Here is a 25,753-nt window from a genome sequence, read left to right on the forward strand (position 1 = left end):
GCAGTGAATCATCACTGCCGTCCACCTGCGTTTCACCACACATCCCTGTGGGAGTGGGACGTTGCCCCGCTATGATGGGTCTCGTTGTGCGCAACGAAGGGAATACTGTGACAGACCGTCATTTCAACGTCGCCGTTGTCGGCGCTGGCCCCGCCGGAATCTACGCATCGGACATTTTGTCTAAGTCCGAACTCGATGTCTCCATTGACCTTTTCGAGAGGCTCCCCGCACCCTACGGATTGGTGCGCTACGGAGTTGCTCCGGATCATCCACGGATTAAGGCCATCATCAATGCCCTCTACAACATCCTGCAGAGGGGTGACATTCAACTTCACGGAAACGTCAACATCGGCACTGACGTCACACTGAGTGAGCTACATGACTACTACGACGCAGTCATTCTGGCTACAGGTGCAGACCAAGATGCCGCGCTGGACATTCCGGGTATTGACCTTCCCGCAAGCTATGGTGCGGCGGACTTCGTCTCCTGGTATGACGGGCACCCAGACTACCCGCGCACGTGGCCACTCGAAGCTAAGGAAGTTGCAGTTATCGGAGTGGGGAATGTAGCTCTCGATGTGGCGCGCATCCTCGCCAAGCATCCAGACGATCTTATGGAGACTGAGATCCCGGCAAACGTTGTGGAAGGGCTACGCTCATCCAACGTCACCGATGTCCATGTGTTCGGCCGCCGTGGGCCCGCTCAGGTGAAGTTCACTCCCATGGAGCTGCGAGAGCTCGGGCACGTACCCGACGTCGACATCGTCGTCGATCCCGAAGATTTCCAGTACGACGAAGCTTCCGAAGAAGCGGTTCAGCAATCCAAGATGACCAAGCAGGTAGTGGAGCAGCTGACCAACTGGGTGTTCCAAGAACCGGAAGACCTCACGGCCTCCCACCGCATACACATCCACATGATGCAGCAGCCCGTTGAAGTGTTGGGCACTGACAAGGTTGAAGGTATCCGCATGGAGCGCACAGAGCTGCAAGGCGATGGCTCGGTCAAGGGTACGGGTGAGTTTATCGACTACCCGGTTCAGGCGGTCTACCGTGCGGTGGGCTACGCCTCCTCGCCTGTTCCTGGTGCGCCATTCGATGCCAAGCGGCACGTGGTACCAAACGTGGGTGGACGCGTGGAACGGGACGGCAAGACGGTAGATGGGCTCTACGCCACTGGATGGATTAAGCGAGGGCCAATTGGCCTCATCGGCTCAACTAAGTCAGACGCGCAGGAAACGATCTCGAATCTGGTAGAAGACGCCAATGCGGGTCTCCTAGCTCCCACGGGTCCTGGCACTGGAGCAGACGGCATGTTCGATCTGCTCGAGAAGCGCGGAGTGCGCTACACCTCATGGCGCGGATGGGAGCTCTTGGAAGCCTATGAGATGCAGCTCGGGCAGGCAGAAGGGCGCGAACGCATCAAGGTGGTTGAGCGCGAGACCATGACTGCAATCTCCCGCGGGGAAGAACACAACGGCAAGCTCTACTGACGGCAAGCTCTACTGAGAGCTCAACCTAGATCGAACTGAGAGAGTGGGCGGGTAGGGACGGTGGACACCGTCCCTACCCGCCCACTCTCCCTCTGCCATGGTAAAGGCGTGTCCCGTAGTGATCAGGCGCGTCCCGTAGCTCGCGCCGGTGCCCGCCGCGCAGGTTGACCACGTGGCTCAGGGTGGATCTCAGCGGTAGTTCTGGAACTGGAGCGCGCAATCCACATCGGCGCCCTTGAGCAGGGCTATAGCGGCCTGAAGATCATCGCGCGACTTCGACGAGACGCGAAGCTCCTCACCCTGGATTTGAACCTTGACTCCCTTAGGACCTTCGTCGCGAACGAGCTTTGAGAGTTTCTTCGCATTTTCCTTGCTCAGGCCCTTCTTCAGGTGCCCCTCTAGGCGGTACTCCTTGCCAGATGCTTTGGGTTCGCCGTCGCCAATATCCACAGACTTGATGGAGACTCCGCGGCGCGTCAACTTGGAAATGAGCACATCCCACACGGCCAAGCAACGTTCCGGCGCGTTAGCAACCATTGTGATGGTCTCACCTGCCAGTGTGATCGAAGCTCCCACGTTCTTGAAGTCGTAGCGTTGGGCGATCTCTTTTGCTGCCTGGTTGACTGCGTTGTCCACCTCCTGCATGTCGTATTCGGAAACAACGTCAAATGATGAGTCAGCCATTATGTCCCTTCTGGATCCAAAGCCCGGCATCCTCAGGTAATCCGGGGGAGCAAGGCACTGATACACGTAGCCTCGAGCGTGCAGGGCTTTCGGCGTTCACACCAAAAAAGCCACGTGCGTCACACGAGTGTCGGTCAGTTTGACAGTCTACGGGTGCAAGCTGCTAATCTCATCTGGCAGCGATGCGGTACTTCCCGCTCGCAGCAAGGCGGGTTTCCCGAGCGGCCAAAGGGAACTGACTGTAAATCAGTCGCTGTAAGCTTCGCAGGTTCGAATCCTGCACCCGCCACTGGTTCGGTTTTCCGAGTCGCCGTCTAATGGCGGGCGTGATTGGCTTCACTTGGAGTTCTGCTTTTCCACCTTGGATCAGCGCGGTCTTCTTGCTAAGCTTATCCGCGTTGCCCCGATAGCTCAGTCGGCAGAGCGTCTCCATGGTAAGGAGAAGGTCAAGGGTTCGATTCCCTTTCGGGGCTCCATCGCTGCTCACAAGGCAGCGAGATGAGGCGGGGTAGCTCAGTTGGTCAGAGCGCACGACTCATAATCGTGAGGTCGCGGGTTCAAACCCCGCCCCCGCTACAATAGGAAGCGTCAATTCGCTTCATGCCGGACCGTGAGGAGCTAAAAGTGGCAAGCAAGTCTCAGGATGTTCGCCCGAAGATCACTCTCGCCTGCGAGGAGTGCAAAGAGCGCAACTACATTACAAAGAAGAACCGTCGTAACACCCCAGATCGTCTTGAACTCAAGAAGTTCTGCTCAAGGTGCAACAAGTCGACGACGCATCGCGAGACTCGTTGAGTCTTTGAGAGCGTTTGGACGGGGCCCGCAACGAAAGTTGCGGGCCCCGTTTGGTTGTGCCCGAAGAGCTCATGCCGCGGGTGATAGATCTGGCAGGCCCGCTGGTAGGCTCAACTTGTGAGTTGCAGTATTCCTGAGCATTCGGATGTTCCACTAGATGTTGTTCCAGCGGTTCCATCGAACCGCAGCCGCAAGGGCGCCACAACGCTGGCAGACCTCACCACGATTCGCGTAGGTGGGCCCATCAAGGAGCTCGTTGAGGCTGAGTCTGAGAAAGAGGTCATCGAATCGGTTCGCTATGCCGACGAGGAACATGTGCCGCTTCTTGTATTGGGTGGGGGTTCCAATGTTCTCGCCAACGACGCTACTTTCGAGGGCGTTGTGGTTCGGGACATGCGTTCGGAGATCACGTTGGTCCAGGAAGGTGGCTGTGAAGGGGCAAACCTGCGCGTGCTGGCTGGCACTGCGTGGGACGATGTAGTGGTCCATTCGATTGAGAACGAATGGATGGGCTTGGAGTCGCTTTCGGGAATCCCGGGCACGGTAGGCGCGGCGCCGGTTCAGAACATTGGCGCGTATGGTCAGGAGATCTCTACCTCCGTCGCGCGCGTACGGGTATGGGACCGTCAGGATCTGCGGACCCGCGAGTTTTCGATGGCTGACCTGCATTTTGGCTACCGGTCCAGCATCCTTAAGGAATCGCTCACGGATGGCTTTGGCCCGACCCCGCGATACGTCGTACTGAACGTTGATCTGCAACTACGAATTGCCTCGCTCTCAGCCCCCATCCAGTACGGCCAGTTGGCTCGCTTGCTTGGCGTAGAACCTGGAAAACGTGTGCCTTCGACCGACGTGCGTGCCGCCGTCCTAGAGTTGCGCAGGTCCAAGGGCATGGTGTTGGACGATATGGATCCCGATACGTTCTCTTGCGGGTCCTTTTTCACCAATCCGGTCTTGACTGAGGCAGAAGCCGCCGAACTACCTCCAGAGGCTCCTCGCTTCGCTGTGAGCGACCAGTCGCGTGCGATGTTGGGTGTCGCTGCTCCTACCATCCCGGGGCAAGTCAAGACATCTGCGGCCTGGCTCATCGACCACGCGGGATTCCCTGCAGGCTACGGCCTGCCCGCGCCCGCTGCACTTTCGACAAAGCACTGCCTTGCCCTCACAAATCGTGGGGGAGCAACAGGCGCGGATGTGCGCGCCCTCGCCCGAACCATTCAGAGCGGAGTACATGAGGCATACGGAGTCGAGCTGCATCCAGAACCAGTCGTGTTGGGCGGTTTGGGCAGCTAGTGCGAGCTGGCAGCTAGTGCGAGCCGGCAGCTAGTGCGAGCGAGCAACTAGTTCTCGGGCGCAGCCAACCACTGGTCGACTTCCGCGTTCCAGGCGCGCTTTGACGTCTCTGATGCGAAGGATGCGTTGATTGAGCTGCGGGCGAGGTATGCCAGTTCAGCATCCGAGAATCCGCGGTCACGCAGGATCTGGTACTGCTGGGTGAGCCGTGAGAGGAAGAGCAGGGGATCGTCGGCGCCCAGTGCAATGGTTGCACCCGCCTCCATGAGCTGACGCACAGGAACCTGTGATTCATCGGCATACACGCCCAATGAAACGTTCGACTCTGGGCACACCTCTAAAGCGATACCGGAAGTCACTATCTGATCAAGTAACTCGCGATCCTCGCTAGCCCGCACACCGTGCCCAATTCGTGTTGGGCCAAGATGAGTGAGGACGTCACGGATGTGATCTGGGCCGAGCAGCTCGCCACCATGTGGAACACTTGGCAGCCCCGCACGCCTCGCGATGTTGAACGCGGCCGCCCATTCCGGAGTCGCGCCTCGCCTTTCATCGTTAGAGAGTCCAAAGCCGACGACGTCGCCAGGGCGCGTACCAGCGTATTGAGCCGCTAGGCGTGCCAAGGTACGTGCTTCAAGCGGATGGCGGATGCGTGAGGCTGCAACGATGACCCCGACCTCGACGCCAGTCTGTTTGCTTGATATACGGGCCTGATCGAGCACGATCTCCAGCGCCGGTGTTATTCCGCCAACGAATGGAGCGTAGGAAGTCGGATCAATCTGAATCTCCAAACGCCGTGAGCCTTCGCTCGCGTCGTCGGCCGCCGCTTCGGAAATGATGCGGCGCATAGCCTGCTCGGACTGAACTACCTTTCGTGCGGCGTCGTAAGCGCGCTGAAAGCGGAACCAGCCGCGCTGGTCGGGTGCCACGTGCAGCGCGACATTATCAACCAAGGTATCCGGAAGTCGGATCTGCTGATCCGTGGCCATTGCCTGCAAAGTGGGCACGCGCATTGACCCGGTGAAATGAAGATGCAGATGTGCTTTGGGAAGCTTGTTGAGGTCTCGCACATTCTCATCTTTTCACACTAGGGTGCGTTCCCCTGCGCGCGTGCTGAGTGAACGGACGTGGTGTTGCTGACGCGTGGCGGAGTAGTTCGAGGTTGCGGCAACTGCTGTTGGAAGCGCGTAAGGCTACAACGGCAGGGAGTAACAAGGCGGGCACCATCAGAATGAGAGCCCGGTCACCTTCACGCTACATTGATTGGCTCGAAATAGGGTACAACATACGTATGACACTTCCCGCCGACTCCGCCCGCGAAGGAGCTGACCTAGCTTTCCTTACGAGCTCTGGCGCCGCCGAGGTCCTGCGCGCAGCGTTGGGGCCAGGGGTTGTTTTACGCTCATGGGGCGTTCACTCGCAGCATCATCGTCCAGGAGCGGGAGTGAGCGTTGGATACGGCGTCGTCGTAGACGAACCTCAGCCCGACGGAAGCATAGTCCGGCGTGAGAAGTACTTATGCGCCTCAACTGCACACACCGTTCCCTCCGCTGGCGTGCGGACTATTGCCACCAACGGAACCGATATTCGTGTGTGGGAGTTTCCCGAAGACCCGGAACTGCCAATCCTGCGGGTGGCATGTTCACCAGCACACATGAGCGATTTGCTCGGCACTCCCGTCTCGATAGAGCTACTCGGATACCGCCCAACACGGCGCGCCGTTGTCAAGATCTCCTCAGAGATCGGAGTCATGGCATTTGGCAAGGTGGTGCGGCCCACGCAGGTGGCTGCGCTCGCGCAACGCTACCGTATGCTCACCCAAGCGGGAGTACCGGCCCCGCTGCTCCTTTTTGATCATCCAGAAGGGCTGCTGGTGACGGAGGCAATCAGCGGGATTCCTCTTGCAAACGTCATTTCTCGAGGTCTCGGCACGCAGGTGCGGAGCATGTTTCGCGCCCTCGAACGCGTGCTAGACGCACTTCCGGCCGACATTACGAGGTTTCGGCGCCGTCCAGCTTGGTCTGAACGCGCGGAGCACTACGCTCACGCTGCAGCTACGGTGCTGCCGTCTGAGTCCACGCGCTGTTTTGCAGTGGCCCGCGAGGTCTTTGAACTCATGGCGGTGTCACACCCCGGTCCGATCGTTCCTGTGCACGGGGACTTCTACGAGGCAAACGTCTTCGTAGACCGGAAGCTGCCGAAGGTAACTGGGATCATTGACGTCGATTCGATGGGCCCAGGCCATCGGGTGGATGATCTCGCGTGCCTCCTTGGCCACCTTTCTGTGTTGCCGCACCTAGCGCCAGATTCCTATCCCAAAGTCAGTGCGGAGCTCCCTGTGTGGCTCGAAATGGCAGAGAGATCCGTAGATCCCGTGGCGCTCAACGCTCGCTGTGCAGGTGTGGTGCTCTCGCTGATTGCCGGTGCCAAACGCGTGGACGGTTCTGAATGGGAGCGGGACGCGCGTGGGCGGCTCGAGACATCCGAGATGTGGTTGGCTAGGGCGCGCAGCTGGCGAGATTCGCAAAGCTATCGCGAGGCGCGCGGATAAGCCCAGAACTACGTGCTCCCACGTACAGAAACGGCGCCCCACTGAGGAGCGCCGTTTCCAACATACTTGCTTAAGGACATCTCGCGAACCGGCTGGCCGGCTGGCCGGCTGGGCTGCGAACTCGCGAACCTGCTAGGCCGCGAACCCGCCAAGCTTCTTACGCAAAGAGCTTCTGGAGGCGAGTTATGCCCTCAACGAGGTCTTCGTCCGAGAGTGCGTAGGACAAACGGAGGTACCCGGAGGCGCCAAACGCCTCGCCTGGAACTACCGCAACTTCTGCATCCTCGAGGATGATTGTGGCTAACTCCGAGGTGTTGGTGGCCACCCGTCCGTTGATATCGCGGCCAAGCAGGGCCTCAACATTTGGATAAACATAGAAGGCGCCCTGAGGTTCTGGAACCTCAACTCCCTCAATCTCGCGAAGCATAGAAACGATCAGCTTGCGGCGCCGATCGAATGCCTCGCGCATCTGACCAACTACTTCTTGGGGGCCAGTGAGCGCCGCTAGTGCCGCACGCTGTGAAACGTTGGCCACGTTGGACGTGGTATGCGACTGCATGTTCGTTGCAGCCTTGATGACGTCAGCTGGGCCATACATCCAGCCCACGCGCCAACCCGTCATGGCGTAGGTCTTTGCAACACCGTTCAAAACGATCGTCTGGTCGGCAAGCTCGGGAACTGCTGCGAGGATGTAGGTGTTCTTGATCCCATAGGTTAGATGCTCATAGATTTCGTCACTGATCACCCAGATGCCGTGTTCAAGCGCCCACGTGCCGACCGCCGTGAGCTCTTCTTCGGTGTAGACGGCACCTGTTGGGTTAGATGGCGAACACAGGAGCAAGATCTTGGTGGCTGGCGTGCGCGCGGCCTCTAGCTGATCCACAGTGACGCGGTAGTTCTGATCGGGCCCGGCGAATACTTCGACGGGGACGCCACCAGACAAGCGGATGGCTTCGGGATAGGTGGTCCAGTATGGGGCTGGGAGGATAACCTCATCGCCTTCGTCAAGGAGCGCAGCAAAGGCCTGGTAGACGGCCTGCTTTCCTCCGTTGGTTACGACGATGTTGTTCGGGTCAACCACCACACCGGAATCAGCGAGCGTCTTCTCAGCGATGGCCTTGCGAAGCTCTGGGAGCCCCTTGGCGGGGGAGTACTTGTGATTCTTTGGATCGCGAGCGGCTTCGACGGCGGCTTCTACCACGAAGTCCGGTGTGGGAAAGTTGGGTTCACCAGCGCCGAAACCAATGATGGGCCGGCCGGCTGCCTTGAGAGCCTTGGCCTTCGCATCGACGGCGAGAGTAGCAGATTCCTGAATAGCTGCGAGCCGGGCCGAAACGCGGCGAGCTGGAGTAGATGTGGTCACACGCTCATCGTCGCACGGGCCACACGGCCGGGGGAACTCATATCCGGATAGTGAATGTGAGTGACGCAGGTCATCGCGAACAGCCGCCTGTGGCCTTGTGAGGTGTGTAACCAAGGAACAACAACTATGCCAACCAGTTCGACGTCGGGCTATAAAATGATGTACTCTCATACTCGTTGTGCCGAGCTCGTTGGCACATAGTCTCAGTAATGAGGCATAATGCTAAGAGCTCAAACAGCCGAAGGGTAGTGGCGCAATTGGTAGCGCATCGGTCTCCAAAACCGGCGGTTGGGGGTTCGAGTCCCTCCTACCCTGCAAAGGCGGCTCATGTAAGCATGGGCCGCCTTTTCAACTAAAGGAACTTGACGGTTAGGACGGATGTGAACGAAGCCCTCAGCGCCTCGAGCGCTAACAAGAAGGCCGCGGCACCCAAGAAGCGTGGCCTCTTCGCACGTATTGCTCTTTTCTTCCGTCAGGTTCTTTCAGAACTCAAGAAGGTTCAGCGCCCCACCCGTCAGGAACTGGGGCAGATGTTCGTGACAGTAATTGTGTTTGTCGTCGCCATCATGGTGTTCGTTGCGCTGCTTGACGCTGCGTTCGGACGGCTCACACTGTGGATCTTTGGATAGGCCACCTGGCCTCTCCATTAGTCAGAAAGCAGGAAGAGCGTGCCTGAGGATACCCTCGAGCCCAAGGACGTTTCCGGTGAGGAAGCGACCGAAGCCGTAGAATCCGCCGAAGAAACGGCAGCAGAGCTTACTGAGGAATCCGCGGAAGCCGAAGTACCGGCAACCGAGGCGCCAGCAGCCAGCTCAGATGCCGGTGATGAAGCCCCAGCTACTGAAGATGAAGTGCGCGCCCAGCTCCTCGGGCTCCCGGGCCGCTGGTACGTGCTGCACACGTACTCCGGTTATGAGAAGCGCGTAAAGCAGGATCTCGAAGTCCGTATCCAGACCATGAACATGGAAGATTTCATCTTCCAGATCGAGGTCCCAATGGAAAGCGTGTTCGAAATCCGCCGTGGCCAGCGCAAGTTGGTTTCACGCGTGCGTATGCCCGGTTACGTAGTCATTCGCATGGATATGACCGACGACGCCTGGCGCGTAGTCCAGTCCACCAACGGTGTGACAGGATTCGTGGGTAACGGGCGCACTCCGGTCGCATTGACACCCGATGAGGTTGTCAAGATGCTGACGCCAGTGATCGAAGCAGAAGCTGCGGCTCAAGCAGTAGCCGCGGGCCTGCCAACTGGCAGCCAGCCAGAGACGATTTCTCCATTCGAAGTTGGCGAATCGGTCACACTTACCTCCGAACCGTGGGCCGGAATGCCCGCAACAGTTTCCTCTGTGGACACGGTAAACCAGCGTCTTACCGTGCTTATGACCCTCGTTGGCCAGGAAACTCCCGTCGAACTGGCTTTCAACCAGGTACGCAAGGAAGACTGACCCACTTTCGGATCAGCGCGTCTTTCGCGTAAGGTTGTTGGCTGGCTGTCGCTCATGCCATTGCGGCAGTTTTAGAAACAAGAAAAGGACCCTACTATGCCACCGAAGAAGAAGGCTACGGGCTTTATTAAGCTCCAGATTCCTGCTGGTGCAGCCACTCCTGCTCCGCCGATTGGCCCTGCCCTGGGCCAGCACGGCGTCAACATCATGGAGTTCTGCAAGGCGTACAACGCTGCGACTGAATCTCAGCGCGGCAACATCGTTCCTGTCGAAATCACTGTCTACGAAGATCGTTCGTTCACGTTCGTTCTCAAGACTCCTCCGGCAGCCGAACTCATCAAGAAGGCCGCTGGCGTTGCCAAGGGCTCTGCAACCCCCAACACCGTCAAGGTCGCGCACCTCACTGCTGATCAGCTTCGCGAGATCGCCAAGACTAAGCAGCCAGACCTCAATGCCAATGACATCGACAACGCTGCTCGCATCATCGCCGGCACTGCTCGTTCGATGGGCATCACGTCCGACGCAATCTGATTTCGCTCGCACCTTAGGGTGCACCCAAGTGCCCATCGGGCACGTGGAAGGGCCTGCGCAGGCCCGCTGACCACAACTGCTTGTTTTAAGGAGATAGCAGAATGGCTAAGCGCTCAAAGAATTACCGCAACTCTGCTGAGAAGATTGCCGACGGCGTCCTCTACAGCCCCACTGAGGCAATTCGCCTCGCCAAGGAGACATCGACCACCAAGTTCGATTCCTCCGTTGAAGTCATGTTCCGTCTCGGTGTTGACCCTCGTAAGGCCGACCAAATGGTTCGTGGCACCGTCAATCTTCCTCACGGCACCGGCAAGACCGCTAGGGTCATCGTCTTCGCCGTTGGTCCACGTGCACAGGAAGCAATTGACGCCGGCGCTGATGAAGTTGGTGGCGACGAGCTCATTGAAAAGGTGGCCGCTGGCTACACCGATTTCGATGCGGCAGTTGCAACCCCAGACCTCATGGGTCGCGTTGGCCGCCTCGGCCGCGTGCTCGGCCCGCGTGGTCTTATGCCAAACCCGAAGACCGGCACCGTGACCATGGATGTGGCCAAGGCTGTTTCGGACATCAAGGGTGGACGTATCGAGTTCCGTGTTGACCGTTACGGCAACCTCGGCTTCATCATTGGCAAGACGTCGTTCTCTGAAGATCAACTTCTGGAGAACTACACCGCTGCCCGCGAAGAGATCCTTCGTCTCAAGCCGGCCACATCTAAGGGCCGTTACATCCTCAAGGGAACCGTTTCCACCACCATGGGTCCTGGAATCCCGCTGGATCTGAGCAAGCTTCGCGCTCGTCTCGCAGACGACGCCGCCTGATAGGCAACGTTCGTCATGTGTGGCCCCGTTCCGTATGGAGCGGGGCCACATTGCACTCCCAGCCTTTTCTGATAGAAGTTCCGTGTGCCAGCAATAACTCAGACACTCACTCCACGGCCGCTTCGACGCTTCCGCCAGCGGCCGCGCCAGGTGGATGCACTATTGGCAATAGTCTTGATTGTGTTATCTGTGGCGTGGTCAATCAACGCCATGTATCACGCACCGCAGCTTTCACGTCTAGATGAATGGACCTATATCGACTATTCGTGGAAGATCTCGGCGGGGCATATACCGGTTCGTGGAGAGGCGCTAGGGCTCGAGGCGCGTACCGCGTGGAGCTGCCGTGGCATGGAGGGCGCGATACGGAAAGTCGTACCGCCCGCATGTTCCGAAGTGGCGAGCCACGCCGCCCATGACTGGCCATTTAACGGCGAGAACTATAACGCGTTCCACCCGCCGTTCTTCTTTCTTTTCACTGGCCTCTTTGGGCGGGCCTTCGCGTTTGTCACAGGCGCCGGATTCGTAACCGGAGCGAGGGTGTTTTGTGCGCTCGTATTGGCGTGTGGCATCGCCGCTCTCTATTTGGCCATACGGGCCTGGCGGGTCAGGCCGGTGGCAGCATTCGCCGGTGCGTTGGTCGTGTTGGCTACACCCGCTGTGGCCGCATCGGGAACTATGGTCCATAGCGAATCAGCCAACGCTTTGGCTGGAGCCGCGGCAGTGTGGATTGGCGCGAGAATCTTCGTGCAGCACAAGCTGGGCTGGGCGGTGCCTTCCCTCGTAGCTCTCGCCATCACACTCACACGGGTGGTCTCGACTGTCGGGATCATTTGTGTCCTTGCCATGGTGGCGCTGAGCGCCATCTTCCCCAAGGCTGGCGGATTCGGAAGGTCGGATCGAAGAAAGCTGGTGACGATCGTCGTCGTCGGTCTTATCGCTATCTTTGGTGGCTACTTTGCGTGGTCGATGTGGCAGAACGCGCGCACGCCAACTGGGTACGTTCCCGCCATCAACGGGCTGTCGACTTCGGAGTTCACGGGCCAGTTTGCCCAAGTGATCGGCACGCTCATCGCGCCTTACGGGATTACGCAGCACCCGTACGACTGGTACATGCAGGATACGCTCGTCTCAGACGTGCTCATTGGCTGGTCGAACAACGTGTTGTACTGGTTCTACATTGCCTTGCCGTGGGTTGGACTGCTGGCATTCCTTGGGGATAGCGCGAGGCGTCTGCTTGCCGGGAGTGCGGCAATTGGGCCATTTGTGGCGGCCGTTGTTGTACAAGGGCGTGAACTCCTCACCAACCACTCTTTCTTCCGGGTGCTTTCGGGCCGATACGCGATGGCCGCAGTTCCACTATTTGGCGCCACCGCTGCGGCGCTATTCGACAGGAAGATTCTGCGGTGGGTTTTGCTCGGTTTTGGACTTGCCTCCTATGCCGTTGTGATGGCGAGCCCGTGGCTCCCACTAACGGCAGGGTGAGGAGGCTAACGGCTAGTTGTCAATGATTGCTCTCCAGATCGGCTAACGTAGTACGGAAGGTTTGGTGGGTGCGGTACGGCCGGCCGCAGAAAGGTGAGGCGATGAAGACCTTGGTCATTGGCGTCGCGGGCGGAACGGGAAGTGGGAAAACAACCCTCACCCAAGCACTCATGGATGCCTTTCCGGGCCAGACAGCCGTGATCTACCATGACGCCTACTACAAGGCGCACCCTGACCTCACGTATGAAGAGCGCAAGGCGCTCAACTGGGATGCGCCTGAGTCCTTTGACAACGATCGGATGGTCCAAGATCTGCAGAAGCTCGTGGCGGGGGAGTCCATTGACATGCCCCTTTACGACTACTCGATCTACAACCCATCCGAAGAGACAAAGCACGTTGAGCCCGCTCCCGTGATCATCGTTGAGGGCATTCTCATCTTCGCCGAACCGGAGATCTGCGGACTCATGGACATCAAGATCTTTGTTGATACCGACGCCGACGTGCGCATCCTCCGCCGCATCAAACGCGATGTTATCGACCGCGGGCGCACACTGGAATCTGTGGAACGCCAGTACCTTGAGACGGTTAAGCCGATGCATGAGCTATACGTGGAACCTTCCAAACACAACGCGGATATTATCGTTCCCGAAGGCGGCCGCAACCTCGTAGCCCTCGATATGCTCATCCATCGCGTGCGTGGAGCGATAGAAAACTGAGGGTCGCCTTTTTGGGGGAGGGCCTGAGGGTTGGTGTGGTACCAAGGGCCTGAGCGTTGGCTACGTGTGAGGGACTTGGGCGACGACGGCGCGACCTGTATCACCTTCTGTGCCAATGACTTGGAATCGTGGATGCGAGCCGCTAAGCTGGCTGATGCCCAAGACCGCAGGTTTCCCGGATTCGTTCGGGATGAAACTCATAAGCAGAGGCCAGCGCAGGTGATAACAGGATTTACTGATAGAACTCAGTCGAACCCCGTGCGCCTGCACGGGGTTCTTTTTATGAGCTCTGCGGCACATGACCGGAAGGAGGCCCAATGGCAAGGACCGACAAGTCTGCAGCGATCGCTGAACTCAAGGAGAACTTTGAGAACTCCAGCGCCGTCCTGCTCACTGAATACCGCGGCCTGACCGTCGAGCAGCTCAAGACGCTGCGTCGTTCGCTCGCAGGCAATGCGGAGTACAAGGTCGCCAAGAATACGCTGGCAAACATTGCGGCAAACCAGGCAGGCGTCGAAGGTCTTTCTGATCTTCTCTCCGGCCCAACCGCAATTGCTTTCGTTACCGGTGAAGTTTCCGATGCCGCCAAGGCTATTCGCGACTTCGCCAAGGACAACCCGGCACTTATCGTCAAGGGCGGCGTTCTCGAGGGCAGCGTGCTCTCCAGCGACGACGTCAAGAAGCTTGCCGATCTCGAGTCCCGCGAGGTTTTGCTCGCGAAGACTGCGGGTGTGCTCAAGGCTGCCCTGTACCAGGCGGCATACGTTTTCCAGGCGCCAGTCTCCAAGGCTGTACGCACCATCGACGCGCTGCGCGCGAAGGAAGAGGCTGCTGCCTGATTTCAGGCGGCGCCAACTTAACCAGATATATCTGCTCGCGTAGCAGGCATCAGGAAGGAAGGCCATCATGGCTAAGCTCTCCACCGAAGAGCTCATTGCAGCATTCAAGGAGCTCACACTCGTCGAGCTCTCCGACTTCGTCAAGGCATTCGAGGAGGAGTTCGACGTTACCGCCGCTGCTCCCACCGCCGTTGCTGTTGCCGCAGCCCCCGCCGGCGAAGCCGCCGCTGAAGAAGAGAAGGACTCATTCGACGTCGTTCTCGAGTCCGTTGGCGACAAGAAGGTTGCAGTCATCAAGGAGGTGCGCGGCCTTACCTCCCTCGGTCTGAAGGAAGCTAAGGATCTCGTCGATGCAGCTCCTAAGGCTGTCCTCGAAGGCGTCAACAAGGAAGCTGCCGACAAGGCCAAGGAAGCTCTCGAGGGCGCTGGCGCAACCGTCACCCTCAAGTGAGGCATGCGGCTTGAGCCGCAACCTTGACAGCTCTTCATCGAGCAGGCAACTGCATCCTGCAGCTTGACAAGTGCGGGGCACGGAGGAATCCGTGCCCCGCACTTTGCGTCTCTACCGTAATGGGCGTCCCTGGGCATCTCCATGCATCTCTGTGCCCTAATGTGCCCCTCTTCTAGAGATCTGTTTGCATGTTTGAAGGTTCTGTGTCAGAGTTCAGGTGAACATCGTGGTTCCTGGTGCCCTCCCTCACAGGGTGAGGGGTAGCTTTGCACACTCCTTACGTGTATATTGGATATTTGCGCCGACATATCTACAGTTATGTCCAATTCTGGCTCAGTTTGGTGGCTCACTCCTGGTGAAACCTCCAATGAGCAGCTGGAATACGAAACTGCTGCGGATAATGTTTGGTCCAATGCCTTACCAACGTCAGGGAAGGAACCCCCTTTGGCTGCTTCGCGCACCTATTCGCTCTCCGCTCTCAATGGCAAGCCGGTTGTTGACCGTGTTTCCTTTGCCAAGATTCATGAGCCGCTGCAGGTGCCTGACCTGCTCGGTCTTCAGACTGACAGCTTTGGCTGGCTCATCGGATCGGATTCATGGGCGGCTGAGCACCCCGGTGAACAATCTGGACTTGAGGAGATCTTCGAGGAGATCTCACCGATCGAAAATGCCGCCCAAACTATGGGTCTTGTGCTTTCGGCGCCGCACCTGGAAGAACCGAAGTATTCGATTCAGGAATGCCGTGAGCGCGATCTGACGTACGCCGCTCCTTTGTATGTCACTGCCGAGTTCCAAAACTATGAGACCGGCGAAATCAAGTCGCAGACCACCTTCATTGGCGACTTCCCGCTCATGACTGACCGCGGCACCTTCATTGTCAATGGATCTGAGCGCGTGGTCGTCTCTCAGCTGGTCCGTTCACCCGGCGTGTACTTTGAGCGCGTAGCTGACAAGACGTCCGATAAGGACATCTTCTCCTCACGCTTCATTCCGTCACGTGGCGCATGGCTAGAGTTTGAGATTGACAAGCGCGATGCCGTAGGCGTTCGCGTGGACCGCAAGCGTAAGCAGTCTGTCACTGTCTTCCTCAAGGCTCTTGGCCTTTCTGAATCCGAGATTCGCGATAGCTTCAGCGATTTTCCGATCCTCATTGAGACTCTTGAGAAGGATTCGGTTCACACACAGGAAGAATGCCTTCAGGATCTCTACCGCAAGCTACGTCCAGGCGAACCGCCAACAGCGGAAGCAGGCCGCACGCTGCTGAACAACTTCTACTTCAACACGAAGCGCTATGACACCGCGAAGGTCGGCCGCTACAAGATCAACAAGAAGCTTGGTCTGCCGTCCGAATCAAACTCGCGTCAGCTTGGTATTGAAGACATCACTGCCGCTCTGCGCTACATGCTCGCTATCCACGCGGGGTCTGAGGAAGTCGTGTGTGCGCCGGGCGCTACGGCTGTGGCCGTTGAGACCGACGATATCGATCATTTCGGCAACCGCCGCATCCGCGCCGTTGGCGAACTGATTCAGAATCAGGTTCGTACTGGTTTGGCGCGTCTGGATCGTATGGTTCGCGAACGCATGACCACACAAGAGACGGAAGCCATTACGCCTTCTTCTCTTATCAACATTCGTCCGATCGTGGCAGCTATCAAGGAGTTCTTCGGAACGTCCCAGCTTTCCCAGTTCATGGATCAGAACAACCCGCTTGCGGGTCTGACCCACAAGCGCCGTCTTTCGGCTCTTGGTCCTGGTGGACTTTCCCGTGATCGCGCGGGCATGGAAGTTCGTGACGTCCATCCTTCCCACTACGGGCGCATGTGCCCCATCGAAACTCCTGAAGGCCCGAACATTGGCCTGATCGGTTCGTTGGCATCGTTCGCGCGTATCAACCAGTTTGGTTTCATCGAGACTCCGTACCGGAAGGTTGTTGACGGCCAGGTTACAGAGCAGATCGATTACCTTCAGGCCGACGACGAAGACCGCACGGTTATCGCCCAGGCTGAGGCCCCGCTTAATGCGACCGGTCACTTCGTCCAGGATGAAGCGCTGTGCCGTATGCCGGGTGGCGAACCCGCGCTGGTTCCTGTAGACGAAATCGGCTACATGGACGTTTCGGCACGCCAGATGTGCTCTGTTGGTACGGCAATGATTCCGTTCCTCGAGCACGACGATGCGAACCGAGCACTCATGGGCGCCAACATGCAGCGTCAGGCTGTGCCGCTCATTCGTCCCGTCGCACCATTCGTCGGCACCGGCATGGAGATGCGCACGGCTGTTGACGCCGGCGATGCCACCGTGGCAAAGGCAGCTGGCGTCGTAACCGAGGTGGAAGCGGAAGCAATCCACATCGAACAGGATGACGGCAAGCACGTCCTCTACAAGATGACCAAGTTTGATCGTTCAAACCCGGGCAACTGCACCAACCAGCGCGTTGTTGTCAGTGAAGGCGACCGGGTAGAAGCTGGAACGCTTCTAGCTGACGGCCCAGCCACTGAAGGCGGCGAGCTTGCGCTTGGCCAAAACCTTCTGGTCGCGTTCATGTCATGGAACGGCTTCAACTACGAAGACGCCATCATTCTGTCTGAGCGTTGCGTCAAGGATGACCTCCTGACTTCGATTCATATCGAAGAGCATGAGGTGGATGCCCGTGACACGAAGCTTGGACCGGAGGAAATCACTCGCGATATTCCGAACGTCTCCGAAGAGATGCTTTCCCATCTCGATGAACACGGTGTCATTCGAATCGGCGCTGAAGTTCAGGCTGGCGACATCCTCGTTGGCAAGATCACGCCAAAGGGTGAAACCGAACTGACCTCGGAAGAGCGCTTGCTTCGCGCCATCTTTGGCGAGAAGGCCAAGGAAGTTCGTGACACTTCGTTGCGTGTTCCTCATGGTGAGTCCGGAATCGTGATTGGCGTTCGCCAGTTCACGAAGGACAACAATGATGAACTTGCTGCGGATGTCAATGAAACCGTGCGGGTATACATTGCTCAGCGCCGCAAGATCACCATTGGTGACAAGATGGCAGGACGCCACGGTAACAAGGGCGTCATCTCGCGCATCCTTCCCGTTGAAGACATGCCGTTCATGGCCGATGGAACTCCAGTTGACATCATCCTCAACCCACTAGGTGTTCCTGGCCGAATGAACCTCGGTCAGGTCTACGAACTCCACTTGGGTTGGGTTGCCAGCCAAGGTTGGGACGCCACGACTCCACGTGAGGCGGGCGAGGAATGGGCATTGCGTTTGGGCGAAGGCACTGTGACAGGTGTTCCTGGTCAGCGCGTTGCAACTCCAGTATTCGATGGCGTTCAGGCTGACGAAATCGATGGTCTGCTTTGCCATACATTGCCGAACCGCGATGGTGACGTTCTGGTTAACCCGCAAGGCAAGGCTCAGCTGTTTGACGGCCGCACTGGCGATCCCTTCCCGGATCCGGTTTCAGTTGGCTACATGTACATGCTGAAGCTGCACCACCTTGTGGATGACAAGATCCACGCCCGTTCGACTGGTCCGTACTCGATGGTTACGCAGCAGCCGCTCGGTGGTAAGGCTCAGTTTGGTGGTCAGCGCTTTGGTGAGATGGAGGTGTGGGCCCTGGAAGCATACGGTGCCTCGCATACTCTCCAGGAGATGCTGACGATCAAGTCTGACGATACGGTCGGTCGAGTCAAGGTCTATGAAGCCATTGTGAAGGGCGACAACGTCCCTGAACCTGGCATTCCTGAGTCTTTCAAGGTCCTCATTCAGGAAATGCGTTCGCTGTGCCTGAACGTCGAAGCACTCGACGCCAGTGGCGAAGCAATCAACCTGCAAGATGCCGAAGAAGACCAGTTCCACACCCCTGAGCCAGTTGCAATGCCAACCGGCCTCGAGGATCTGACGTCCGGAGCTGAGTTCTAAGAATTCTTCTTGGGGGAGGGAGCGCGATTAGCGCCTTGCGGCTCCCTCCCACCTACCGGCTCCCACACAAGAACTAAACGGTGCAATACCTGAGGAAGTAGGAATCTTGCTCGACGTCAATCGCTTCGAACAGCTCCACATTGCCCTGGCCACTTCGGAAGATATCCGTGCGTGGTCGCACGGCGAGGTCAAGAAGCCTGAAACCATCAACTACCGTACGCTCAAGCCTGAAAAGGATGGCCTTTTCTGTGAGCGCATTTTTGGACCAACCCGTGACTGGGAGTGTGCTTGTGGCAAGTACAAGCGCCCTCGTTTCAAGGGAATTGTTTGCGAACGCTGTGGTGTTGAAGTCACGCGTTCGAAGGTACGCCGCGAGCGCATGGGCCACATTGAGCTCGCCGCTCCCGTCACCCACATCTGGTACTTCAAGGGCGTTCCTTCGCGCTTGGGTTACCTGCTAGACATCGCTCCGAAGGATCTGGAAAAGGTCATTTACTTCGCTGCGTACATGGTTACCGATGTCGACGCCGAAGCACGCCGTGACGATCTTCCCAGCCTTCAGTCCGAATACGAACTTGAGCGCGCCCAGTTCGAGAAGGCTCGCGATGTCGAGCTCGAAGAACGCCAGAAGCGCCTCGAAGCAGACCTCGCAGAAGCGGAGTCCGAAGGCCAGAAGGCTGATGTTCGCAACAAGATCAAGCGAGCCGCTGAAACGGATCTCGGGCGCACTCGCAAGCGCTTTGATGCTGATCTGGCTCGCTTGGATGCGGTGTGGGATCGATTCTCTAAGCTGAAGGTCGGCGATCTTGAGGGCGATGAGGATCTCTATCGTGAGATGGAGTCCCGTTACTCCGATTACTTCTCGGCTTGCCGCGGTGCGGAAGCTATTCAGAAGCGCCTGCAGACCTTCGATCTTCAGGCCGAGCATGACAACCTGCTCAATGTTATTGAGACCGGTACTGCTCAGCGTAAGGCTCGCGCGCTCAAGCGTATTCGCGTGATCAACGCTTTCCTGCATTCAGGCACCAAGCCTGAATCGATGGTTCTGGATGCTCTTCCGGTTATCCCACCGGATCTGCGCCCAATGGTTCAGCTCGACGGCGGCCGCTTTGCCACCTCCGATCTCAACGATCTGTACCGTCGCGTGATCAACCGCAACAATCGCCTCAAGCGCATGCTTGATCTCGGTGCACCGGAGATCATGGTCAACAATGAGAAGCGCATGCTTCAGGAAGCTGTTGACGCTCTGTTTGACAACGGACGTCGTGGCCGCCCGGTTCAGGGCGCCGGTAACCGTCCGCTCAAGTCGCTCTCTGACATGCTCAAGGGCAAGCAGGGACGCTTCCGCCAGAATCTGCTGGGCAAGCGCGTCGATTACTCTGGCCGTTCGGTCATCGTCGTCGGACCAACACTTAAGCTGCATCAGTGCGGTCTGCCCAAGATCATGGCTTTGGAACTCTTCAAGCCCTTCGTGCAGAAGCGCCTTGTGGATCTTGAGATCGCGAAGAACATTAAGGCTGCAAAGCGCCTGATCGATCGCCAGCGTTCCGAAGTGTGGGACGTTCTTGAAGAGGTCATTCAGGAGCACCCAGTGCTGCTCAACCGTGCACCAACCCTGCATCGTCTGGGCATCCAGGCCTTCGAGCCGCAGCTCATTGAGGGCAAGGCTATTCGCCTTCACCCACTGGTCTGTGGCGCATTCAACGCCGATTTCGACGGCGACCAGATGGCTGTCCATCTGCCGCTTTCTGTTGAAGCTCAGGCCGAGGCACGCATCCTCATGCTCTCCTCGAACAACATCTTGAAGCCGTCGGATGGTCGCCCCGTGACCATGCCGTCACAGGACATGATCATTGGTCTGTTCCACCTGACTACGCTGCGAGAGGGAGCTGCTGGCGAAGGCCGGTACTTCTCCTCCGTTGCAGAGGCAGAAATGGCGATGGATTTGGGCGAACTGCACTTGAACGCCAAGTGCCACATTCGCTTTGAAGGTGATGTTGTTCCTCCGCGTGACTGGGTCGCCCCCGAGGGCTACGAAGAAGGCAACGATCTGTTGCTGGAAACCACTTTGGGCCGTGCGATCTTCAATGAGACTCTTCCAACCGACTTCCCGTTCGTAAACGGTGTTGTGGACAAGAAGGTCTTGGGATCGATCGTCAATGAGCTTGCTGAGCGTTACGAGAAGGTCGCCGTGGGCGCATCGCTCGACGCACTGAAGTCCACCGGTTTCTACTGGGCAGGACGTTCTGGCGCAACTATTGCGGTCTCTGACGTCATCGTTCCGGAGAACAAGCCAGAGATTCTCGCTCAGGCTGAAGCTGATGCTGCGCGCATCGAGCACCAGTTCATGACGGGCCGTATTGAGGATGAGGATCGCCGTCGCGACCTCGTTGATCTGTGGTCCAACGTGACGGAGAAGATCGCTCAGGAAATGCGCGAGAACTTCACCAGCACCAACACGGTTAACCGCATGGTTTCCTCCGGTGCGCGTGGTAACTGGGAACAGGTTCGTCAGATCGCTGGTATGCGAGGCTTGGTTGCCGATCCAAAGGGCAACATTATTCCTCGCCCAATTCAGTCCAACTACCGCGAGGGCCTCTCAGTCCTTGAGTACTTCATCGCGACGCACGGTGCTCGTAAGGGTCTTGCCGATACGGCTCTTCGTACGGCCGATTCCGGGTACTTGACCCGCCGTCTGGTGGACGTTTCTCAGGATGTCATCGTTCGCGAGACCGACTGTGGAACCCGCCGTGGCCTCACAAAGACCATTGCCGCTCCGGATGCTTCAGGGAACCTCGTTCCAGACGAGGCACTGGACACCTCGGTGTACGCACGCACACTTGCTCGCGATATCACGGATGCCGAAGGCAACGTCATTGCGTCTGCTGGAACTGACTTGGGTGACGTGGTCATCGAGCAGCTCATTGCTGCAGGCGTCACCGAAGTTACAGTGCGGTCCGTGTTGACCTGTGATTCTCGCATCGGAACCTGCGCCAAGTGCTACGGACGCTCGATGGCTACAGGCAAGCTTGTTGATATTGGCGAAGCCGTCGGTATCGTTGCCGCGCAGTCCATTGGCGAACCAGGCACCCAGTTGACGATGCGTACCTTCCACACCGGTGGTTCGGCATCTGCTGACGACATCACACAGGGTCTTCCTCGTGTTCAGGAACTCTTCGAGGCACGTACCCCGAAGGGCGAGGCTCCCATCGCGGAAGCAGCTGGCACGCTCAAGATCGAGGATGGCGAGCGTATGCGCCGCCTCATCATCGTTCGCGATGACGGCGACGACGACATCATCTACCAGGTTGCCAAGCGCGCCAAGCTCTTGGTTCCCGAAGGTGGACGCGTTGCTGTTGGTGTGCAGCTTGTCGAGGGTTCAGTTGATCCGAAGAAGGTCCTGCGTATCAACGGACGCAAGGCCGCCCAGCAGCACATCGTTAACGAGGTGCAGAACGTTTACCGTTCGCAGGGCGTGGAGATCCACGACAAGCACATCGAGGTCATCGTTCGCCAGATGCTTCGCCGAGTTACCATCCTTGAGGCTGGTACCACGAAGTTGCTTCCGGGCGAACTGGTGGATGTGGCAATCTTCGAAGATGAGAACCGTGCAGCTATGGCGGAAGGTGGCAAGCCAGCCTCCGGACGTCCTGAACTCATGGGAATCACAAAGGCCTCTCTGGCTACCGATTCGTGGCTTTCGGCTGCATCGTTCCAGGAGACCACCAAGGTACTTACCGAGGCTGCACTGAACTCCAAGTCGGATCCGCTTGCGGGTCTGAAGGAGAACGTCATCCTTGGAAAGCTGATCCCGGCCGGTACCGGCTTGGAACAGCTGCGTGAGGCACGCGTTGAGCCAACCGCAGAGGCACGAGTCGAATTCGAGAAGACCAATGGCTTTAGCCATCGCGATCTCGAGCCATTCGACGACGGCTACTCCTACACGGATTTCCCAGAGTTCGACTTGGGCTCTGGTTACGGTCCGTACTAATCGTTGCGCGCTGGGCTGGAGTTGCTGCCAGCCCAGCAGCCGCGCTTCGGCGCGGGGGCGGGATCTTGTGTTCCCCGCCACCAGTGCTGCTCATTCTTTGACGATGTCAATGGTGAGCGGCTAATCTTGTGTGGGTTGCCCGTTCGCGGGCCCGGCACGCGAATTCCGCGCCAAATTGCGGGAGAGCTTGCGAGGATGAGCGGTGTACATCCGCCCGGCCCGGCGAGCAAAAGACGAAACAAATTATTCAGGAGAAATAGTGCCCACTATTCAGCAGCTGGTCCGTAAGGGCCGCAGCAACAAAGTCGGGGCCTCCAAGACCGCAGCTCTCAAGGGGAGCCCGCAGCGTCGTGGAGTCTGCACCCGTGTTTTCACCACCACCCCAAAGAAGCCGAACTCGGCTCTGCGCAAGGTGGCGCGTGTCCGTCTTTCCTCAGGAATCGAAGTCACCGCTTACATCCCTGGCGAGGGCCACAACCTCCAGGAGCACTCGATCGTGCTGGTCCGTGGTGGCCGCGTTCGCGACCTTCCTGGCGTTCGCTACAAGATCATCCGTGGTGCGCTTGATACCCAGGGTGTGAAGAACCGTCAGCAGGCTCGTAGCCGCTACGGCGCCAAGAAGGAGAAGAAGTAATGCCACGTAAGGGACCCGCTCGCAAGCGCCCCCTCGTCAACGATCCGGTCTACGGCTCCACGATGGTCACTCAGCTCGTAAACCGCATTCTTATCGATGGCAAGAAGTCCACCGCTCAGAAGATCGTTTACGGCGCACTCGAAGGCGTCGCAGAGAAGTCAGGCCAAGATTCGTTGGCAGTTCTCAAGCGCGCTATGGACAACATCCGTCCTTCTCTCGAAGTTCGTTCTCGCCGTGTTGGCGGCGCAACCTACCAGGTCCCCGTTGAGGTTAAGCCTGGCCGCGCTACCACTTTGGCTCTTCGTTGGCTCGTTGATTACGCACGTGATCGCCGCGAGAAGACGATGACTGAGCGTCTCATGAACGAAATCCTCGATGCTTCCAACGGCCTTGGTGCCGCAGTCAAGCGCCGCGAGGACACCCACCGTATGGCGGAGTCCAACAGGGCCTTCGCTCACTACCGCTGGTAATAGACTGCCGGGCGCGGGCCAAGGGTCGCGTCCTTGAACGAGAAGAGAGCCTTACGTGGCACTTGACGTGCTAACCGACCTGAACAAGGTCCGCAACATTGGCATTATGGCGCACATTGACGCTGGTAAGACCACCGTCACCGAGCGCATTCTTTACTACACCGGTGTCAACTACAAGATCGGCGAAACGCACGATGGTGCGTCCACCACCGACTGGATGGAGCAGGAAAAGGAACGCGGTATCACAATTACCTCCGCGGCCATCACTGCTTTCTGGAAGGGCACTCAGCTCAACCTTATTGACACCCCCGGACACGTGGACTTTACCGTCGAGGTGGAGCGTTCGCTCCGCGTCCTCGACGGTGCCGTTGCTGTGTTCGACGGCAAGGAGGGCGTTGAGCCTCAGTCTGAAACCGTTTGGCGCCAGGCTGACAAGTACGACGTTCCCCGCATCTGCTTCATCAACAAGATGGATAAGCTTGGTGCGAACTTTGAGTTCTCCGTGCAGACGATTAAGGATCGGCTACACGCAACTCCTATCGTCATCACGTTCCCCATTGGCGCTGAGAATGATTTCGCTGGCGTCGTTGATGTGCTGAAGATGAAGGCCATTCGCTTCCCTGAGAAGGATGACAAGGGTCAGGAGACCCGCGGCATCGTTGTCACCGAAGAGGATATCCCCGCCGAACTTCTGGATGCTGCTGAGGCTTACCGCCTCGAGGCAGTGGAAGCAGCTGCTGAAGCCAACGAGGAACTCATGGAGAAGTACCTCGAAGGTACCGAACTGACGAGTGAAGAGATCATCGCGGGCCTGCGCCAGCGCACGATCGCTTCGGAGATCTACCCGGTCTTCGCTGGTTCCGCCTACAAGAACAAGGGCATTCAGCCCATGCTCGACGGCGTCGTGAACTTCCTTCCGTCACCGCTGGATATTCCTGCAACTCAGGGATTCCGCCCGGGTCACGAGGAGGAAGGCGAAACCGAAAGCCGCAAGGCTGACGAGAACGAACCATTCTCTGCTTTGGCATTCAAGATTGCTGCCCACCCCTTCTACGGCAAGCTGATTTACACTCGCGTGTATTCCGGCAAGGTTGCAAAGGGCGCAGAAGTCTACAACGCCACCAAGGGCAAGAAGGAGCGCATTGGAAAGATGTTCCAGATGCACTCCAACACGGAGAACCCGGTTGATGTTGCTCACGCTGGCCACATCTACGCTTTCGTCGGTCTGAAGGAAACCACAACCGGCGACACGCTGTGCTCTATCGACAAGCCGATTGTGCTTGAGTCCATGACGTTCCCGGATCCGGTTATTCACGTGGCTATTGAGCCTCGCTCGAAGAACGATCAGGAGAAGCTCTCCATCGCCATCCAGAAGTTGGCGGAGGAGGATCCCACCTTCACTGTTAAGCAGGATCCTGAGACCGGCCAGACCGTTATCGGTGGTATGGGCGAGCTTCACCTCGACATTCTTGTCGACCGCATGCGTCGTGAGTTCAAGGTTGATGCAAACGTCGGTGCGCCGATGGTTGCCTACCGCGAAACCATTCGCAAGGCCGTCAAGAGCATCGAGTACACGCACAAGAAGCAGACCGGTGGTTCTGGCCAGTTCGCTCGCGTTATCGTCTCAATGGAGCCGATGGCTGCGCAGGAAGACGGCTCGATTTACGAGTTCGTCAACGGAGTTACTGGTGGACGTGTTCCTCGCGAATACATCCCGTCTGTTGACGCGGGTATTCAAGAGGCTATGCAGTCTGGTGTCTTGGCCGGTTACCCGGTTGTGGGCATCAAGGCCACACTCGAAGACGGCGCCTACCACGACGTCGACTCTTCGGAAATGGCATTCAAGATTGCCGGTAACCAGGTGTTCAAGGAAGCCGCACGCCGTGCAAATCCTGTGCTCCTCGAGCCGGTTATGGATGTTGAGGTCCGTACTCCTGAGGAGTACATGGGCGATGTTATCGGCGATTTGAACTCCCGCCGTGGCATGATCAAGTCCATGGAGGACGCCACAGGCGTCAAGATCGTCCGCGCGAATGTTCCGCTGAGCGAAATGTTCGGATACGTTGGAGATCTCCGTTCGAAGACGCAGGGGCGTGCAGTTTACACAATGCAGTTCGACTCCTACGCTGAGGTTCCGAAGGCTGTTGCCGACGAAATCATCGCAAAGACCCGGGGCGAGTGACGTCCCACCGGTCCTGTACAATCAGAAACCGTAAGTAATGCACTTAAGCCGGGTCGGATGTTTTGGCATCCAACTCACCAGCTGAAAGTCAATCTAGAGTCCCAGGAGGGCC

At 58.0% G+C, this 25,753-nt stretch carries 20 protein-coding genes and 4 tRNA genes; 21 read left to right on the plus strand and 3 right to left on the minus strand.

Annotated elements, in window-relative coordinates:
- The first annotated feature begins 71 nt into the window (after positions 1-71).
- The gene (locus H2O17_RS02765) at positions 72-1,490 is read left to right on the plus strand and encodes an FAD-dependent oxidoreductase (protein WP_246311315.1); all 1,419 of its coding nucleotides are present in this window, start codon (positions 72-74) and stop codon (positions 1,488-1,490) included.
- Between the two features lie 189 nt (positions 1,491-1,679).
- Here H2O17_RS02765 and H2O17_RS02770 read toward each other — a convergent pair whose 3' ends face one another.
- Positions 1,680-2,174 carry a YajQ family cyclic di-GMP-binding protein gene (locus H2O17_RS02770; RefSeq protein ID WP_182050231.1) on the minus strand — a complete coding sequence of 165 codons (495 nt, stop codon included), beginning with the start codon at positions 2,172-2,174 and terminating at the stop codon, positions 1,680-1,682.
- A gap of 207 nt (positions 2,175-2,381) precedes the next feature.
- Between H2O17_RS02770 and H2O17_RS02775 the strand changes: the two genes are divergently transcribed.
- The 5 genes from H2O17_RS02775 (at position 2,382) to H2O17_RS02795 (ending at position 4,262) form a co-directional block, all read left to right on the plus strand.
- Positions 2,382-2,463 (plus strand) — tRNA-Tyr (locus H2O17_RS02775).
- Positions 2,464-2,574: 111 nt separating this feature from the next.
- Positions 2,575-2,650: transfer RNA gene (locus H2O17_RS02780), tRNA-Thr, on the plus strand.
- A gap of 26 nt (positions 2,651-2,676) precedes the next feature.
- Positions 2,677-2,750, plus strand: a tRNA-Met gene (locus H2O17_RS02785).
- A gap of 48 nt (positions 2,751-2,798) precedes the next feature.
- Positions 2,799-2,969, plus strand: a complete 171-nt coding sequence (rpmG, locus tag H2O17_RS02790; RefSeq protein ID WP_182050232.1) for a 50S ribosomal protein L33 — start codon at positions 2,799-2,801, stop codon at positions 2,967-2,969.
- A gap of 117 nt (positions 2,970-3,086) precedes the next feature.
- A complete protein-coding gene (locus tag H2O17_RS02795; RefSeq protein ID WP_182050233.1) occupies positions 3,087-4,262 on the plus strand; it encodes a UDP-N-acetylmuramate dehydrogenase in 1,176 nt (391 codons plus the stop codon).
- Between the two features lie 47 nt (positions 4,263-4,309).
- Here H2O17_RS02795 and H2O17_RS02800 read toward each other — a convergent pair whose 3' ends face one another.
- Complete coding sequence (locus H2O17_RS02800; RefSeq protein WP_182050234.1) at positions 4,310-5,332, minus strand: adenosine deaminase; 1,023 nt, start codon at positions 5,330-5,332, stop codon at positions 4,310-4,312.
- A 221-nt stretch (positions 5,333-5,553) separates the two neighbouring features.
- Here H2O17_RS02800 and H2O17_RS02805 point away from each other — a divergent pair, with 221 nt between their 5' ends.
- Positions 5,554-6,813 (plus strand): phosphotransferase family protein, encoded by a 1,260-nt coding sequence (locus H2O17_RS02805; protein ID WP_182050235.1) that lies wholly within the window; start codon positions 5,554-5,556, stop codon positions 6,811-6,813.
- 157 nt (positions 6,814-6,970) lie between these two features.
- Here the strand turns inward: H2O17_RS02805 and H2O17_RS02810 are convergent, their stop codons facing one another.
- Positions 6,971-8,176 (minus strand): pyridoxal phosphate-dependent aminotransferase, encoded by a 1,206-nt coding sequence (locus H2O17_RS02810; protein ID WP_246311317.1) that lies wholly within the window; start codon positions 8,174-8,176, stop codon positions 6,971-6,973.
- Positions 8,177-8,418: 242 nt separating this feature from the next.
- On the opposite strand from H2O17_RS02810, the gene H2O17_RS02815 reads away from it, so the two are divergent.
- From H2O17_RS02815 to fusA, 14 genes are all read left to right on the plus strand, one after another.
- Positions 8,419-8,491, plus strand: a tRNA-Trp gene (locus H2O17_RS02815).
- Between the two features lie 65 nt (positions 8,492-8,556).
- Positions 8,557-8,805: a preprotein translocase subunit SecE gene (gene secE / locus H2O17_RS02820; RefSeq protein WP_182050237.1), complete on the plus strand. Its 249-nt coding sequence runs from the start codon at positions 8,557-8,559 to the stop codon at positions 8,803-8,805.
- Between the two features lie 39 nt (positions 8,806-8,844).
- Positions 8,845-9,621, plus strand: a complete 777-nt coding sequence (nusG, locus tag H2O17_RS02825) for a transcription termination/antitermination protein NusG (protein ID WP_182050238.1) — start codon at positions 8,845-8,847, stop codon at positions 9,619-9,621.
- A 96-nt stretch (positions 9,622-9,717) separates the two neighbouring features.
- Entirely contained in the window at positions 9,718-10,152 is a 435-nt protein-coding gene (rplK, locus tag H2O17_RS02830) for a 50S ribosomal protein L11 (RefSeq protein WP_182050239.1), read from the plus strand.
- A 101-nt stretch (positions 10,153-10,253) separates the two neighbouring features.
- A complete protein-coding gene (gene rplA / locus H2O17_RS02835) occupies positions 10,254-10,970 on the plus strand; it encodes a 50S ribosomal protein L1 (protein WP_182050240.1) in 717 nt (238 codons plus the stop codon).
- A gap of 162 nt (positions 10,971-11,132) precedes the next feature.
- On the plus strand, positions 11,133-12,452 hold the full coding sequence (locus tag H2O17_RS02840; RefSeq protein ID WP_182050241.1) for a hypothetical protein: 1,320 nt from the start codon (positions 11,133-11,135) through the stop codon (positions 12,450-12,452).
- 101 nt (positions 12,453-12,553) lie between these two features.
- Positions 12,554-13,168 (plus strand): uridine kinase, encoded by a 615-nt coding sequence (gene udk, locus H2O17_RS02845; RefSeq protein ID WP_182050242.1) that lies wholly within the window; start codon positions 12,554-12,556, stop codon positions 13,166-13,168.
- Positions 13,169-13,485: 317 nt separating this feature from the next.
- Positions 13,486-14,007 carry a 50S ribosomal protein L10 gene (rplJ, locus tag H2O17_RS02850; RefSeq protein ID WP_182050243.1) on the plus strand — a complete coding sequence of 174 codons (522 nt, stop codon included), beginning with the start codon at positions 13,486-13,488 and terminating at the stop codon, positions 14,005-14,007.
- 67 nt (positions 14,008-14,074) lie between these two features.
- On the plus strand, positions 14,075-14,458 hold the full coding sequence (gene rplL / locus H2O17_RS02855) for a 50S ribosomal protein L7/L12 (RefSeq protein ID WP_182050244.1): 384 nt from the start codon (positions 14,075-14,077) through the stop codon (positions 14,456-14,458).
- Positions 14,459-14,902: 444 nt separating this feature from the next.
- Positions 14,903-18,364 (plus strand): DNA-directed RNA polymerase subunit beta, encoded by a 3,462-nt coding sequence (gene rpoB, locus H2O17_RS02860; RefSeq protein ID WP_182050245.1) that lies wholly within the window; start codon positions 14,903-14,905, stop codon positions 18,362-18,364.
- A gap of 106 nt (positions 18,365-18,470) precedes the next feature.
- Positions 18,471-22,355, plus strand: coding sequence for a DNA-directed RNA polymerase subunit beta' (locus H2O17_RS02865; RefSeq protein ID WP_182050246.1), 3,885 nt, complete (start codon positions 18,471-18,473; stop codon positions 22,353-22,355).
- Between the two features lie 259 nt (positions 22,356-22,614).
- Positions 22,615-22,989 (plus strand): 30S ribosomal protein S12, encoded by a 375-nt coding sequence (rpsL, locus tag H2O17_RS02870; RefSeq protein ID WP_182050247.1) that lies wholly within the window; start codon positions 22,615-22,617, stop codon positions 22,987-22,989.
- Entirely contained in the window at positions 22,989-23,459 is a 471-nt protein-coding gene (rpsG, locus tag H2O17_RS02875; protein WP_182050248.1) for a 30S ribosomal protein S7, read from the plus strand. The genes rpsL and rpsG overlap by 1 nt, the downstream gene beginning before the upstream one ends.
- A gap of 55 nt (positions 23,460-23,514) precedes the next feature.
- Positions 23,515-25,641 carry an elongation factor G gene (gene fusA, locus H2O17_RS02880; protein WP_182050249.1) on the plus strand — a complete coding sequence of 709 codons (2,127 nt, stop codon included), beginning with the start codon at positions 23,515-23,517 and terminating at the stop codon, positions 25,639-25,641.
- The last annotated feature ends 112 nt before the right edge of the window (positions 25,642-25,753 follow it).

Origin of the sequence: Changpingibacter yushuensis (assembly GCF_014041995.1) — a bacterium.
In the GTDB taxonomy this organism is placed as follows: domain Bacteria; phylum Actinomycetota; class Actinomycetes; order Actinomycetales; family Actinomycetaceae; genus Changpingibacter; species Changpingibacter yushuensis.